The 14,177-nt window shown below is 71.8% G+C and carries 10 protein-coding genes; 5 read left to right on the forward strand and 5 right to left on the reverse strand.

From position 1 onward, the window contains the following. Positions 1 to 159 precede the first annotated feature (159 nt). Positions 160 to 1,500 (reverse strand): M28 family metallopeptidase, encoded by a 1,341-nt coding sequence (locus ACFYPN_RS15280; protein ID WP_358761972.1) that lies wholly within the window; start codon positions 1,498 to 1,500, stop codon positions 160 to 162. Between the two features lie 707 nt (positions 1,501 to 2,207). On the opposite strand from ACFYPN_RS15280, the gene ACFYPN_RS15285 reads away from it, so the two are divergent. The 3 genes from ACFYPN_RS15285 (at position 2,208) to ACFYPN_RS15295 (ending at position 5,559) form a co-directional block, all read left to right on the forward strand. Beyond that, a complete protein-coding gene (locus tag ACFYPN_RS15285) occupies positions 2,208 to 3,545 on the forward strand; it encodes an extracellular solute-binding protein (RefSeq protein WP_358761970.1) in 1,338 nt (445 codons plus the stop codon). Then, the gene (locus tag ACFYPN_RS15290) at positions 3,542 to 4,636 is read left to right on the forward strand and encodes a sugar ABC transporter permease (RefSeq protein ID WP_358761968.1); all 1,095 of its coding nucleotides are present in this window, start codon (positions 3,542 to 3,544) and stop codon (positions 4,634 to 4,636) included. The genes ACFYPN_RS15285 and ACFYPN_RS15290 overlap by 4 nt, the downstream gene beginning before the upstream one ends. A 68-nt stretch (positions 4,637 to 4,704) precedes the next feature. Beyond that, positions 4,705 to 5,559 carry a carbohydrate ABC transporter permease gene (locus tag ACFYPN_RS15295; RefSeq protein ID WP_358761966.1) on the forward strand — a complete coding sequence of 285 codons (855 nt, stop codon included), beginning with the start codon at positions 4,705 to 4,707 and terminating at the stop codon, positions 5,557 to 5,559. 32 nt (positions 5,560 to 5,591) lie between these two features. Here the strand turns inward: ACFYPN_RS15295 and ACFYPN_RS15300 are convergent, their stop codons facing one another. From ACFYPN_RS15300 to ACFYPN_RS15310, 3 genes are all read right to left on the reverse strand, one after another. Beyond that, positions 5,592 to 6,185 (reverse strand): TetR/AcrR family transcriptional regulator, encoded by a 594-nt coding sequence (locus ACFYPN_RS15300; RefSeq protein WP_358762053.1) that lies wholly within the window; start codon positions 6,183 to 6,185, stop codon positions 5,592 to 5,594. A gap of 89 nt (positions 6,186 to 6,274) precedes the next feature. Further along, on the reverse strand, positions 6,275 to 7,969 hold the full coding sequence (locus tag ACFYPN_RS15305; RefSeq protein WP_358761964.1) for an AMP-binding protein: 1,695 nt from the start codon (positions 7,967 to 7,969) through the stop codon (positions 6,275 to 6,277). Beyond that, the gene (locus ACFYPN_RS15310; protein ID WP_389298498.1) at positions 7,966 to 8,733 is read right to left on the reverse strand and encodes an SDR family oxidoreductase; all 768 of its coding nucleotides are present in this window, start codon (positions 8,731 to 8,733) and stop codon (positions 7,966 to 7,968) included. Before ACFYPN_RS15310 ends, ACFYPN_RS15305 begins: the two co-directional genes overlap by 4 nt. Positions 8,734 to 8,937: 204 nt before the next feature. Here ACFYPN_RS15310 and ACFYPN_RS15315 point away from each other — a divergent pair, with 204 nt between their 5' ends. Continuing rightward, the gene (locus tag ACFYPN_RS15315) at positions 8,938 to 10,221 is read left to right on the forward strand and encodes a DUF1343 domain-containing protein (RefSeq protein WP_358761960.1); all 1,284 of its coding nucleotides are present in this window, start codon (positions 8,938 to 8,940) and stop codon (positions 10,219 to 10,221) included. A 90-nt stretch (positions 10,222 to 10,311) separates the two neighbouring features. Here ACFYPN_RS15315 and ACFYPN_RS15320 read toward each other — a convergent pair whose 3' ends face one another. Next, complete coding sequence (locus ACFYPN_RS15320; protein WP_389298500.1) at positions 10,312 to 13,143, reverse strand: penicillin acylase family protein; 2,832 nt, start codon at positions 13,141 to 13,143, stop codon at positions 10,312 to 10,314. Between the two features lie 243 nt (positions 13,144 to 13,386). Between ACFYPN_RS15320 and ACFYPN_RS15325 the strand changes: the two genes are divergently transcribed. Further along, entirely contained in the window at positions 13,387 to 13,998 is a 612-nt protein-coding gene (locus ACFYPN_RS15325; RefSeq protein ID WP_358761956.1) for a hypothetical protein, read from the forward strand. Positions 13,999 to 14,177: the final 179 nt, after the last annotated feature.

Consider the following 14,177-nt stretch of genomic DNA (forward strand, 5'->3'; position numbering starts at 1 on the left):
CCGGGGGGGCCCGCGCCGGGGGGGGGGGGGGGGGGGGGCCCCCCCCCCCGCCGGGCGCACCCCGGGGGGGGGGGGGGGGGGGGGGGGGCGGCCCCCCCCCCCCACCACGGTTGTTCCCCGGGGCTGTCGCGGGAGGGTGAGCCCGACGACGTCCGTGTCTCAGAAGGTCAGTGACCAGCTGTTGATGTAGCCGGTGTCGGAAGACGCCGTGTCCTGCACCTTCAACTTCCAGACCCCGTTGGCGACCTCGGAGGAGGCGTTGACGGTGTAGGTCGCGACGACGTTGTCCGCCGAGTCGCTGCTGCTCGCGCTCTTCAGCCGGTAGGCGGTGCCGTCCGGTGCCACCAGGTCGACCACCAGGTCACCCCGCCAGGTGTGCCTGATGTCCACGTCCACCTTGAGGGTGGAGGGCGCGTTGCCGGTGCGTCCGGTGACGGTGATGGCGGAGGTGACGGCGGCGCCGTTGTCCGGCACGGTCACGTCGGTGGCGTTGGTGAACACCGTGCCGGCCGGCGGGGTGGCCGTGGCGGCCGAGAGGTTCCAGACCGCGTAGGCGATGGCGTCGCTGTTGCGGTCGAGTGCGGTGTCGTCGATGTTGGTGGAGCTGTCGCAGGAGGCGTGGTAGCACCGGTCGAAGGCCAGATTCGAGGTGCCGCCCCACTTCTGCGCCTGCGCGGCGGTCTTGATGTAGTCGGCGCCGGAGAAGAGCCCGCCGACCGGGACGCCCGCGGTCTTGAAGGGCGCGTGGTCGGAACGGCCGTCGCCCTCGGTCTCGATCTCGGTCGCTATCGAGAGGCCCGCGTAGTAGTCCTTGAAGGTCTGCTCGATCGTCGGGTCGTCGTCGTAGACGAAGTAGCCGGGATTGGGCGAGCCGATCATGTCGAAGTTGAGGTAGCCGGTGAGCTTGGCCCGTTCGGTGGTCGCCAGGTTGTTGACGTAGTACTTCGACCCGACCATCCCCAGCTCCTCCGCTCCCCACCAGGCGAAGCGGAGATGCTTGTCCGGCTGGTAGCCGGCCCGGGAGACGGCGAGCGCGGTCTCCAGGACGGCCGCCGAACCCGACCCGTTGTCGTTGATCCCGGCGCCGGCCGTCACGGAGTCCAGGTGGGCCCCCGCCATCAGCACCTTCGAGGTGTCGCCGCCCGGCCAGTCCGCGACCAGGTTGTACCCGGTGGCACCTTGGGACGTGAACTGCTGGAGGGTGGTGGTGTACCCGGCGGCGTCGAGCTTCGCCTTCACGTAGTCGACGGACGCCTTGTACCCGGTACGGCCGTGGGCGCGGTTGCCGCCGTTGGCGGTCGCGATCGACTGGAACTGGGTGAGGTGCGCCTTGACGTTGGCGAGCGGGATGTCGGGGGCGGCGACCGCGGTGGTGGTGACGGCCGCAGTCGCCGGTACGAGAACGGGGGCCGCGGAGTGCGCGGCCCCCGTCGTCACGAAGAGGGACGCCACCGCGAGGGCGGCGGCGGAGGGCAGGGTTCTGCGCAGGACCGGTCTCATCACATGCTCCGATTTCCGTGAAGGCTGACGGAAGGTGCGGGGGGTCCCGGCCGGAGTCTCGCCCGGCCGGACCTGGAGCTGGTGGCGCGCGGTGCGGTGTGCAGGGTGCGGTGTGCAGGGAGCGATGGGCAGGGTGCGGTACGCCGTGCGCTCGGGGCGTGCGGCGTGCGACGCGGCGTGCGGTGTACCGAACGCGCCGGTGCGTGACCGATATTCAGCCAGCTAGCCGTACACGGTCAAGAGCAGAAACCGGACATGAACGTTCGGTCAACGGACGCCGCAGGCCACCGCGTTACGTGGCTTCACCACCGTTCGCCGAGCCGTCGGTGGCCGCGCTCCTGGCCGTCCCCGCCGCCCCCGGCCACCCGTCACCGGCTCACCCGTGCGGAACTCCGTTCCGTGTCGCTGCGTGGCGGGCGAGCGGTCGGCTGCGAAGGTACGGCGAGAGTTTTCGACCGGATGCGCCCCGGCGCGTCGGGCGCCGAGCCGTCGTGGCCGTGCCCGTGGCCGTGTTCGTGTCCGTCTCCGCCCGCGATCCGGGCCCGGGTTCGGCCCGCGCGGCGGAGGTGGGCCCGGAGGACGGTGGGCGCGTCGCTCCGGCACGGCCCGGCAGCCGTCGTACCGCCGTCGAGCGCTTCGGACCCGGGCCGGGGGCGCACCCGGCGGGTCGGCCGTCCGGCTCGTACCGCCTCGGCAGGAGGGCACGCATGACCACGGGTCACGGGCACGGACGCCACACGGGTCCCGGCAGCGCCACGGACGGCGAGCGCGCCGGACCTGGGCACAGCCGCCGGGGGTTCCTGCGCGCCGGCGGCGGGATCGCGGCGGCCACCGCGCTGGTGCCGGTGCTGTCCGGGTGCTCGGGCGGTTCCGGCGACGGGCTGCGGATCGTGGGGGTCACCGACCAGCAGCAGCCGGTGGAGGAGTTGCTGGCGCTGTACCGGGAGAGCAGGCCCCGGGAGTCCTTCACCACCTCGTTCGCTCCCACCGAGCAGATGCAGACGGTGGTCCGCACCCAGCTCGCCGGTGGCAACGCCCCGGCCGTGCACGCCGTCTACCCGGGCAGCGGCAGCGCGATGTCCATGGTGGAGCTGGCCAGGGCCGGGCTGCTCACCGATCTCAGTGCGCAGCCGTGGACGGAGGGCATCCCGGCGGCCTTCTCCGCGGCCTACCGGTACGGGGGGCGCACGTACCTCTACTCGGCGGGCAGCTGCCTGATCGGCGCGATCTACAACAAGAAGGTGTTCGCCCGGTCGGGCGTCGAACCGCCGTCGACCTGGAAGGAGCTGCTCGCGGTCTGCTCGAAGCTCAGGTCACGGGGCGTCGTACCGATCGCGCTCGGCGCGCAGACACCGTGGGTGACACAGCTGATCAGCTACGCGCTGGTGCCGAACGCCGTCTACGCGCACAACGCCCGGTTCGACGAGGACATGGCCGCCGGCCGGACGAGCTTCCGGGACTCGGGGTGGGCCGAGGCCCTGGGCCGGTACCAGGAGCTCCAGCGCAAAGGTTTTTTCAACGACAATCCCAACGGCACGACGTTCGAGCAGCAGACCGCGATGGTCGCCACCGGGAAGGCCGCGATGGCCGTACAGGTCTCCGCGGTCCTCGGCGCGTTCCGGGAGGCCGCCGAGAGCCCGGACGACCTGGCGATGTTTCCCTTTCCCGGGGGCGACGACCCGGCACGGCTGTGGATCCCGGCCGGGATCGTCGTCGGCCTCGGCGTCTCCGTACGGGCGGGGAAGGACCCCCGGGCCGCGGACTTCATCGCGTTCCTCGGGAAGCAGGAGAACATCGACCGCTGGGCGTCCGCGGTCTTCGCGATCCCCTTCCGGCGGGAGGCGTCCACCGCCGTCGACCCGGTCCTGGAGCCGTTCCTGCCGATCGTGGACGAGGGCCGTGCCGTGCCGTTCATGGACCAGCGGTGGCCCAACGCCGAGGTGCAACCCGCGCACTGTGCGGCCGTGCAGGATCTGCTGTCCGGCGTGACGGACGTCCGGGGCGCGCTCGGCCAGATGGACGACGCCTACCGGAGGACCTCATGAGCCCCTCGCTCCCCCCGCCCGAAGAGATCCAGCCCGAAGAGACCCGGCCCGAAGAGACCCGGCCCGAAGAGACCCGGCCCGAGGAGACCCGGCCCGGGGAGACCCGGCCCGGGGAAATGCGTCCCGGCTCCCCGCCGCTGCCCCGGATCCAGCTTCCTCCCGAGGCCCGGGACGGGGCGAGCACCGGGGCCGGGACCGGCGCCCGCACGCGTCCCCGCCGTGATCTCACGCTCCCGCCCTGGGGGTTCGTGGTCCCCGCCCTGGTGGTGTACGCGGTGGTGGTGCTCTACCCGAGCATCGCGGGCGTGGCGTACGCCTTCACCGACTGGTCCGGCATCGGCGACGCCTCGTTCGTCGGCCTGGCGAACTTCCGCGCGCTCCTCGACGACCGGCGGACCCTGGACTCCGTGGTGAACACGCTGCTGCTGACGGTGGCCGTGGTCGTCGTCCAGAACGTCATCGGCCTGCTGCTCGCTCTGGGGGTCGACGCCAACATCCGGAGCAGGTCGCTGCTGCGGGTGGTCTTCTTCGCCCCGGCGGTCGTCAGTCCGGTGATGGTGGCGTTCCTGTGGAAGTACGTCTACAACCCCGAGGACGGCGCCGGGCTCAACGGCCTGCTGGGCGCCGTCGGTCTCGGCGCGCTGCGGCAGGACTGGCTGGGTGATCCGTCGCTGGCGCTCTGGTCGGTGGCCGCCATGGTCGTCTGGCAGTACGCCGGGTACTCGATGGTCATCTTTCTCGCCGGGCTCCAGGGGGTACCGCCCGAACTCCACGAGGCGGCCAGGATCGACGGTGCCGGGGCATGGCAGCGGTTCCGCTACGTCACCTGGCCGATGCTCGCGCCGGCGCTGACTGTCAACCTCATGCTGTCGACGATCGGCGGCCTGAAGCTCTTCGACCAGGTGTACGCGGCCACCAACGGCGGCCCGGGCACGGCCAGCGAGACGCTCTCGACGGCCCTCTTCAAGGAGGCTTTCGTGTACGGGAAGTTCGGCTACAGCACCGCCGTGGCCCTGGTGCTCGCGCTCTTCGTCGCGGCGGTCTCGCTGATCCAGCTCCGCTTCCTGCGGGCCCGGGAGGTGACCGCGTGAGCCCCGTGAGCCCTGTGGACCCCGTGGACCCCGTGGACCCCGTGAGCCCTGTGGACCCGGTGGACCCCGTGAAGACCGCGAGATCCGCGAAGGCCGTCCCCCGACCCGCCCGCTGGGGGAGCTACGCCCTGGAGCTGGCGATGATCGGGGTCGCGGTCCTCTTCCTCTTCCCGGTGTACGCGCTGATCACGCTGGCGCTCAAGGACCCCCGGCAGATCGCCGACTCGCCCCTGGGCCTGCCGGCCCCGCCGACCCTGCACAACGTCACCCACGCCTGGTCGTCCGCGTCGCTCGGCCCGGCGCTCGTCAACAGCGCGGTGATCACCAGCCTCAGCCTGCTGCTGCTCGTGGCCCTCGGCTCTACCGGCGCGTACTTCCTCGCCCGTCGGGCCCAGGGGCTCGGGTACGGGCTGTACATCCTCTTCCTGCTGGGCATCGTGCTCCCCTTCCAGCTGGGGATGATCCCGTTGTACAAGCTGGTCGACAGCCTGGGCTGGCTCGGTACGTACCAGGGGATGGTGCTCTTCTACACCGGCATCCAGCTGCCGTTCACCGTGTTCCTCTACACCGGGTTCGTGCGCACCCTGCCCGCCGACTACGCGCAGGCCGCGCTGATCGACGGCTGCGACCACCGGCAGGCGTTCACCCGGATCGTGTTCCCGCTGCTGCGGCCGATCACCGGCACGGTGATCATCCTGAACGCCGTCTTCGTCTGGAACGACTTCTTCACCCCGCTGCTCTACCTCGGCGGCTCCGACAAAGAGACCGTGCCGGTGGGGGTGTTCTCCTTCGTCGGCCAGTACGTGTCGGACTACGGGCTCGTCTTCGCGGGGCTGGTGCTGGCCGCGCTGCCGGTCCTCGTGGTGTTCCTGCTGCTCCAGCGGTACGTCATCAAGGGGTTCGCCGGAGGGCTCAAGGGCTGAGGGCTTCCGCACTCCAGCCCCCCGGGCGGCTCTCAGGGCCGCAGCGCCCTCAGCAGCAGGTCCGCGAGGTGGTCGGCCACCTCCTGCTTGGTGAGCGGTCCGTCGGGGCGGTACCAGGTCGACAGGTGGTGGATCGAGCCGAAGTGGTAGTCGACCACGAGGTCGGCGGGGCTGGCGAGGGAGAACACGCCGGTGTGCTGCCCCTCCTCGATCAGGGCGCGGAAGCGCTCGTGGTAGCGGCGGCGCTCCACGCGTACCTGCTTGTTCTTCTCCGGGCTCAGGTGGTGCATGGAGCGGAAGAAGATCGAGGCGTCGTCGAGGTTCTCGATGGTCGTCACCACCACGTCGGCGGCGGCGTCGCGCAGCCGCTTCTCCACCGGTTCGTCGGCGTTGGCGAAGGCGTCGAGGCGCTCCTGCTGGAGGCGGAGCACCCGGGCGTAGACCTCGTGGAGGAGGTCCTCCTTGGAGCCGAAGTAGTGGTAGAGGGCGCCCTTGGTGACCCCGGCGGCCTCCACGATCTCCTGGACCGAGGTGCGGTCGTACCCCTGCTCCGCGAAGAGGCGGGTGGCGGCGGCCAGCAGCCGTTGGGGAACGGGAACCCCATTCCCTTCCGTCGCCTTGGCCATCGCCGCCACCCGCCCTTCTTCTGCCGTGAACATGTCTCTGATGCCGGGAACCAGTGCCGGGAACCAGTGCCGGGAACCAGTGCCGGGAACTAATGCTGGGAACGCAGTTCCCGCCTGAGGATCTTCCCACTCGCCGTTTTCGGCAGCTCGGTCAGGATCTCGACCTGGCGCGGATACTTGTACGCGGCGAGGCGTTCCTTGCAGTACGCGCCCAGTTCGTCCGGTCCCACCCGGGCGCCCGGCCGGAGGCTGACGTAGGCGCGGACCGTCTCGCCGCGGTAGGCGTCGGGGACGCCGACGACCGCGGCCTCCCGTACGGCGGGGTGGGTGTAGAGGACGTCCTCCACCTCGCGGGGCCAGACCTTGAAACCGGAGGCGTTGATCATGTCCTTCTTGCGGTCCACGACGTAGAGCCAGCCCTGGCGGTCCATGAAGCCGATGTCGCCGGTGCGCAGTTCGCCCTCCGGGAAGGCGGCGGCGGTGGCCTCGGGCAGGTTCCAGTAGCCGGACACCACCTGGGGGCCGCGTACCGCGATCTCGCCCTGTTCGCCGAGCGGCACCTCCGCGCCGTTCTCGTCGAGGATGCGGACCAGGGTGTCGTGGCCCGGTACCCCGACCGACAGGGTGCCGGAGGCGGGGTCGACGGGGGCCTCCCGGTGCGGCGGTACCGCGGCGCAGGGGGCGGTGCACTCGGTGAGGCCGTAGCCGTTGCGGAGGTACGGGCCGAAGTCCTGCCGGAACTTCTCCACCAGCGCGGGCGGCAGCGGTGCGCCGCCCGAGGAGATCACCGCGAAGGACTCGAAGTGGGCGGGGGTGGCGTCGGGGTGGGCGGCGAGCGCCATGAAGGCGGTGGACGGGCCGACGGTGTAGGCGGGGCGGTGGGTGGCGAAGGCTTCGAGGACCACGCTCGCCTCGAACCGGTGGGCGAGCACCAGGGTGCCGGCGTTGGCGACGCAGGCGGCGAGCTGGCAGACCATGCCGGTGATGTGGAAGAGCGGGGCGAGGGCGAAATAGGCGGCGCCCTCGGGGACCGGGTGGTCCATGCGCTGGCGTTCGGCGTTGACCATGACGTTGCCGTGGGAGTTCATCGCCCCCTTGGGTTTCCCGCTGGTGCCGGAGGTGTAGCTGATCAGCGCGGTGTCGTCGGCGGTGAGTCCGCGGTCGTCGGGGGCGGCGAGCCCCTTGCGGGCGACGGTCAGCAGGTCGTCGGTGTCGCCGGGGGCCGGCAGCCGCTCGAAGCCGAGGACGCGCGGGTCGTTCTCGGTCTGGAGGTCGAGCTCGCAGGCGGTGACAGCGATCGTGACGCCGGGTGCGGCGGCTGCGGTGTCGCGCAGGTACGACTCCCAGGCACGGTCCGAGCAGAACAGCGCGCTCACCCCGGCGTCCTGGAGGACGTGGGCGACCTCGCCGGCCTTGTACATGGGGTTGAGCGGGACGACCGTGGCACCCGCCTTCCACGCGCCCAGCAGGGCGAGGACGAAGTGCGGGGTGTTCTGGAGCATGATCGCCACGCGGTCGCCGCGGCGCAGCCCCCGGGCGGCGAGGTGTCCGGCGACGGAGTCGCTGAGCGCGTCGGTCCCGCGGTAGTCGAGCCGCCCGTCGAAGTAGGCGAGGGCGGTGTGTTCCGGGGCACGGGTGACGGCGGCACGGAAGGCGTGCACCAGTGTCTCGGCGGGTTCGACGGGGGTGAGCTGCGTCTTTGAGAGCAGCCCGGTCCAGGGCTTGGCGGCGTACGGGGACGGGGCCGGGGCCGCCGTGTCCGGGGTGTCCGGGGTGGTGGTCATGCGTGGGTCCCCTTCTCCCAAGAGCGCTGGAGCTTGTTCATGCCGCGGATCCAGCGTTCCGGGTCCTCGGCCCTGGCCAGGTAGTAGCCGGCCACCTCCGGGTGGGGCAGGACGAGGAAGCGGTCCTCGCCGATCGCGTCGAAGAGCGCGTCGGCGACGGCGTCCGGTTCGATGGCGGTGGGGGCGAGGACGAGTTCGCCGGCCGATCCGGCGGCGGTGAGCATGTCGGTCCGTACGCCCTGGGGGCAGATCGCGTGGACCTTGATGCCGCGGTGGCGGTAGGTGAGCGAGAGCCATTCGGCGAAGGCGACGGCTCCGTGCTTGCTGACGCTGTAGGGCGCGGCGCCGATCATCGTCAGCAGGCCGGCGGCGGAGGCGGTGGTGACGAAACGGCCGCTGCCGCGTTCCAGCCACTCGGGCAGCAGGGCGCGGGCCGCGCGGACGTGGGCCATCACGTTGACGTCCCAGGCGGCGGCCCACACCTTCTCGTCGGCGAAGACGTCACCGGGCGAGGCGAGTCCGGCGTTGGCGCAGAAGACGTCGACGGTCCCGCCGAGCGCGTCGCGGGCGGCGTCCACGATCCCGGAGGCGTCACCGGCGATCGCCGTGCCGCCGATCTCCTCGGCGAGTGGCTCGATCCGTGCGGCGTCGAGGTCGTTGACGACCACCCGCGCACCCTCGGCGGCGAATCTCCGGGCCAGGGCGGCGCCGATGCCCCCTCCGGCTCCCGTGACCACTACGCCAGCGCCTTGCACCGTACTCATCGGGTCCTGCCTCTCTCAGCGGCTGCCCCAGCAGACTAACCAGTCGGTATGTGATCCGGGAAGGGCCGGCGGGAAGGTGTGGGAATCTGCCCAACCGGTGGCGCGAGGTCCGGTGAACCCGCCCGACCGGGGTCGTTCCGTACCGGCTCCGCGCACGCTAGCGTGCATGGCCATGACAGTCCGCGCGATCATGGAGGTGGCTGGATGAGCCTGACCAGACGGGGTGTACTGGCGGCGGGCGGAGGCCTGGGAGCCCTGGCGGCGACCGCGGCGGGCGGTGCCACGACGGCTGCCGCGAGCGCGCGCGGCGCGGGCTCCGGGCGTGGCGGGCGCGGCCCGGTCCGTACCGGCTTCGACCGGCTGGCCGCCGACGGCTACCGGCTGCTGGCGGGCGAGCGCGTGGGCATCGTCACCAATCCCACCGGCGTCACCTCGGACGTGCGCCACATCGTGGACGTCATGCACGCGGACGACCGGGTGAACCTCACGGCCGTCTTCGGCCCCGAGCACGGTTTCCGGGGCACCGCGCAGGCGGGCGGTTCCGAGGGGCGGTACGACGACCCGGCGACCGGACTGCCGGTCTACGACACCTACCTGAAGAACGGTCAGCCCCTGGCCGACGTGTTCACGGCCTCCGGGGTGGACACGGTCGTCTTCGACATCCAGGACGCCGGGGCCCGCTTCTACACCTACATCTGGACGCTGTACGACTGCATGGAGGCGGCGGCGCTCGCGGGCAAGCGGTTCGTCGTCCTGGACCGGCCGAACCCGGTCACCGGGCGGGCGGCGCTCGGTCCCGTGCTCGACCCGGCGTTCGGGACCTTCGTCGGGCGGCGGGAGATCGCCCAGGCGCACGGGATGACCGTGGCGGAGCTGGCCCTCTTCTTCAACACCGAGTTCTTCGCCGCCCGCCCGGCGGACCTGGACACGGTGACGATGTCGGGCTGGCGGCGCTCGGACTTCTTCGACGCGACGGGCCTGCCGTGGGTGCCGCCGAGTCCCAACATGCCGACCGCGGACACCGCGCTCGTCTACTCCGGCACCTGCCTCTTCGAGGGGACGAACCTCTCCGAGGGCCGGGGCACCACCCGTCCGTTCGAGCTGCTCGGGGCGGCGGGGATCGACCACCGCTGGGCCGCCGCCGCCAACGCGCTGGAGCTGCCCGGGGTCCACTTCCGCGAGGCGTACTTCGCGCCGACCTTCTCCAAGTTCCAGGGGGTCACGGTCGGCGGGGTGCAGCTCCACGTGGACGACCGGGAGGTCTTCGACCCGGTACGCACCGGCATCGCGCTCCTGGTGACCGCCAGGGCGACCTGGAGCGGCTTCGCCTGGCGGGCGGACAACTGGATCGACAAGCTGACCGGGAACACCCGGGTCCGCACCATGATCGACGCGGGCGCGGACACCGACGAGGTGGTGGGGGCCTGGCGCTCGGACCTCGCCGCCTTCCGGGCCAAGCGGAAGAAGTACCTGCTGTACGGGGGGTGAGCCGGGGGCGGTGCCCGGGGTGCGAGCGGTCCCGGAGCGGGGTGGGCCGCACCCCGCTCCGGGACCTCCGTCCTTGTCCCCTGCCGGTTGCTACCGGTGCGTGGGGAACTCCACGACCTGCTGGTAGGTCGGCCGGTTCTGCCACGGGATCGTCTTCTGGGTGATCCCGCCCAGCGCGCGGTGGATGATCGCGTCGCTGCACCACTGGTTGCCCGCCGCACAGCTGTCGTCACCCGGGTAGACCGTGGTGGCGGGCTTGGCGGCGGCCTGCTTCAGGGTGGTGAGCAGGGCGTCGCGGCAGGTGGCGAGTACGCCGCCGCCGCAGTAGGTCCGGGCCAGCGGCCCTTGGACGTTCTCGCCGAGGACCTGGCGCAGGTCCTTGTCGGCGAAGGCCCACCAGCCGTACTGGAAGGCGGAGCCGCTGTGGGCGCCGCTGGGTCCGTGACTGGCGGCCGGGGACTCGTCTACGGCGAGGTTCGCGGCGAGCGCGTCGTAGAGCGGGCTTCCGAGACCGGGACGGAACTCCGCGTCCATCAGTGCGGGCCACCAGGCGTCCATGACGCGCACGGCGTCGGCGTTGGCGTACGTCCCCGAGCCCGCGCTCGTCTCCTTGCGCTGCGAGCCGGCCGCCCGCCACGTCTCCAGTTGCTTGACGACCGCGTCGAGAGCGGTGTCGGTGACCGGCTGGGAGCGGATGATCTTCAGCAGTTCGGGCAGCAGCTGCTCGCCCCGCAGGTCGGTGACGGCCGCCTCCTCCATGGCGCGGGTGAGGGAGGCCCGGGTGACGCCGCCCTGCGCGACCAGCGCGGAGACCCGGTCGTCGAGCAGGTCGGCCCGGTGCACGGCACCGAACCCGAAGCCGGCGGAGGCGTACCCCTTGGCCTGCCGGTTGTTCCAGGAGATGTAGTAGTCCTGGCCGCTGGAGTGCGGGTGCGCGGCGAAGGACGTGTAGGCGGCGGTGTTCGCCGCCGGGTCGAAGCTCTGCCACTCGTACGCCCGGTCCGCCGCGATCGGCAGCGCCGGGTCCACGCCGGCGGCGCGCTCCGGGTTCATGCCGCTGTTGTAGTAGGCGGCGGTGCGGGAGTCGGCGTAGAACCAGTTGAAGGCGTAGTCGATGTTGCTCGCCGCCTGCTGGAAGGAGGCCGCGTCGGTCACGTAGGCGGGGTCGTTGAGCATCTGGAAGCCGATGATGGAGTCGGCCTCGTGGCGGTAGGTGGTGCGCAGCGAGGTGTACGCGACGGGCTTGCCGGCCACGGTCGCCCGGTGGGTGACGATGCCGTAGTTGGTGCGCCAGACCTGCATCCGGTAGGACCCTGCGGCGGTCGAGTCCGCCACGCTGGGCTTCCAGGAGTTGGTGCGCTCCATCTTCTCCATGGGCGTGCAGGTGCCCCGGTAGAAGTAGGAGGTGGAGTTCTTCGTGGGGGCGGAGCCGCTCGGCTCGCAGAGCGTGACGGCGTAGGTGTCGGTGATGTCCTGGGCGGCGGAGGTGGCACTCCAGGCGTAGTCCTCGCCGCGTCCCATCTCGACGTACATGCCGACGCCCGCGAAGGAGACGCCGCGGGCACTGATGCCGGGGCCCTGGATCTCCTGGAGCATCATCAGCTGCGGGGCGAAGTAACCGGTCTGCGGGCCGAAGACGGCGACCGGGTTCCCGCTCGCGGTGCGCGCGCCGGAGACCACCAGGGCGTTGGACATGCCGCGCTTCTGGGCGTCGGCGCCGGAGCCGGGCAGGGTCCCCTCGGGGATGACGCCGTCGTCGAAGACGCCCTGGAGCGGCTTGAGCGCGGCGGGCGCGGCGACCGGGGCCTTGAGGTTGGTGCCCGCGGAGCCCGTGCGGTCGTGGATCAGGGGCTCGGCGGTGACGGAGCCCTTGTCGGGGAGGGCGGTGCCGCGCGCGGTGGCGGGCTTCTGGGCGTACGGGAACGAGGTGCCGTCGTGCACGGTGAGGACGGCTTCCGGGTCCTCGCGCTGGCGGAACGACTCCCAGACCCGGGTGCCCTCGGCGACGCCGTACTTCTCCTGGGCGGCGAGGAGCGAGATCGCGGCCTGTACCTCGCCACCGCCCCCGCCGCCGAACTGCCCGCCGACGACGGTGGCGATGGAGATCAGGTCGGTGAGCTTGAAGGGCACGATCTCGCCGACGTTGGTGATCGAGTCGATCTTGCCGGTGAGGACGTACTCGCCGGGGAAGTTGCGGCTCGACTTCGCCTTGTCCTTGTAGGAGTTGATGCCGTCGATGTACGCCTGGGCGTCCGCCATGGCCTGCTCGCCGCGGGCGCCCTCGGTGGTCCTGATCCGCTCGACCTGCGCTTCGAGGTCGGCCTCGGTGTACGGGGCCTGCGGCCAGAATTGCTGTTCCAGGCCCTGGTTGGCCAGCGCCCCTCCGGCGAAGGAGGTCAGTTCGCCGCGTCCGATGTGGCGGAAGAGGTCCATCAGCCAGAGCCGGTCCTGGCCTGCCGCGTAGCCGGCGCCGAACTCGGTGCCGTAGCGGGTGGTGCCCACGATGTGCGGGACGCCCGTCTTCTTGTCCCGGGTGATGGTGACGTCGCTGCGGGGCGAGACGACGGACTCGACCTGACCGGAGGGCACGCCGAAGGAGGCGTCGTTGAAGAAGTCGGTCAGCTTGGCGTCGGTGAGGGTGCTCTGGCCGGCGATCAGGGAGGTGTAGCGGTTGAGCTGGTCGTCGCTGTGGGCGGGGTGGGTACCGAAGAGCTTGTTGCCGAGGATGTCGGCGAGGGTGGCGTTGCCGTTCGCGCCGGGAGGCAGGATGTCCGCGCACTGCCCGAGGCAGTGGTCGGTGACGTCGGTGACCGCCGCCTGGGCGGCGCCGGCCGGGAGGGATCCCGCCAGCAGGGAGGTGCCGAGTGCGAGGACGGCCGCGAAGGTCGCGGCGAGCTTGCCGGTACGTGTACGTGGGGGCATGCGTACTCCTCAGGGAGGCCGATGCACCGGACGTTACCGAGGGTAAGACGCGTCCGTAAGGTGAGCATCGGTCACCTTTGCCGAATCGTCACACGTCTCGCGGAGGCCCGACCGGCGGCGGAGCGCCCCTCCGGGGACTCCCGTCACATCCGTGGCCGAAAAACACCTTTCACGGGCACCAGAACGGGCAGGCGTACGTCCACTCCCCGACAGACACACCCGAACGACGGAGGTGGCGGTGGTATGGCCGGTTTCCGGAGTCTCGCGAGACAGGTCCGTGATCCCCGGGCCGATCTGGCCCTGCGGCGGTACTCGCTGCGCAAGTGCCTGGAACGCTTCGCCCCGTACGGGCACCGGGCGACCTGGGACCATCTGTGCGCCCGGCACGGGTTCGCCCCGGAGGACCGGGCGCCCGACCCGGCCCGCCTGACGGGCGCGCTGGCCGAGCTGGAGGCGGCCCGGGCCCTCTGGCTGGCGTACGAGGCGGGGTTCGCCGAGCGGCGGCGCCGCGAGAAGCGCGAGGGCTTGCGCCGGCCGGGCGGCTTCGACGCCTGGCACCGGCGGATCTGGGGCGGCAACGGCGTGGCCCGCTGCGCCGACCCCGCTACCCATCCGAGCGCACCGCTCCCCGAGGTGGTGCTCCGGCTGATCACGGCACTCGACGCGGAGCCCGGTACGGCCTGCCCGGTCTGCGCGGAGACCCGGATCGTCTGGCGCCAGGACCCGCAACGCGAGCCCCGGTCCGGTCCGGAGTGCACGGGGTGCGGCATCCTCGTACCGGCGTCGGCGCTGACCCCGGGAACGCTGGCGCGGGCGCACCGGATACGGCATGAGCAGCTGACCTCGGCGGCCTGAGACGGAGACCGGGCGGGCCGGACGGAGCGACCGCGGTGGACCCCGGTGCCGGGGGGCGGGGCACGCCGGCCCGCCCCCGCCCGCCCCCGTTATCTTTTTCGCGGTCCTGCAATGGGGCCGCTGGCCTCCGGGCCCGGCATGACTGTGTCCCCCTGTCGATCTTGATGACCTGGGGGGTG

The sequence above is a fragment of the Streptomyces sp. NPDC005576 genome, assembly GCF_042871745.1.
In the GTDB taxonomy this organism is placed as follows: Bacteria; Actinomycetota; Actinomycetes; order Streptomycetales; family Streptomycetaceae; genus Streptomyces.

What these genes read in the sequence shown, in the direction of transcription:
- ACFYPN_RS15280 (WP_358761972.1), bottom strand. Translation starts at nt 1,500, where the DNA reads ATGAGACCGGTCCTGCGCAGAACCCTGCCCTCCGCCGCCGCCCTCGCG.
- ACFYPN_RS15285 (WP_358761970.1), top strand. Translation starts at nt 2,208, where the DNA reads ATGACCACGGGTCACGGGCACGGACGCCACACGGGTCCCGGCAGCGCC.
- ACFYPN_RS15290 (WP_358761968.1), top strand. Translation starts at nt 3,542, where the DNA reads ATGAGCCCCTCGCTCCCCCCGCCCGAAGAGATCCAGCCCGAAGAGACC.
- ACFYPN_RS15300 (WP_358762053.1), bottom strand. Translation starts at nt 6,185, where the DNA reads ATGGCCAAGGCGACGGAAGGGAATGGGGTTCCCGTTCCCCAACGGCTG.
- ACFYPN_RS15305 (WP_358761964.1), bottom strand. Translation starts at nt 7,969, where the DNA reads ATGACCACCACCCCGGACACCCCGGACACGGCGGCCCCGGCCCCGTCC.
- ACFYPN_RS15310 (WP_389298498.1), bottom strand. Translation starts at nt 8,733, where the DNA reads ATGAGTACGGTGCAAGGCGCTGGCGTAGTGGTCACGGGAGCCGGAGGG.
- ACFYPN_RS15315 (WP_358761960.1), top strand. Translation starts at nt 8,938, where the DNA reads ATGAGCCTGACCAGACGGGGTGTACTGGCGGCGGGCGGAGGCCTGGGA.
- ACFYPN_RS15320 (WP_389298500.1), bottom strand. Translation starts at nt 13,143, where the DNA reads ATGCCCCCACGTACACGTACCGGCAAGCTCGCCGCGACCTTCGCGGCC.
- ACFYPN_RS15325 (WP_358761956.1), top strand. Translation starts at nt 13,387, where the DNA reads ATGGCCGGTTTCCGGAGTCTCGCGAGACAGGTCCGTGATCCCCGGGCC.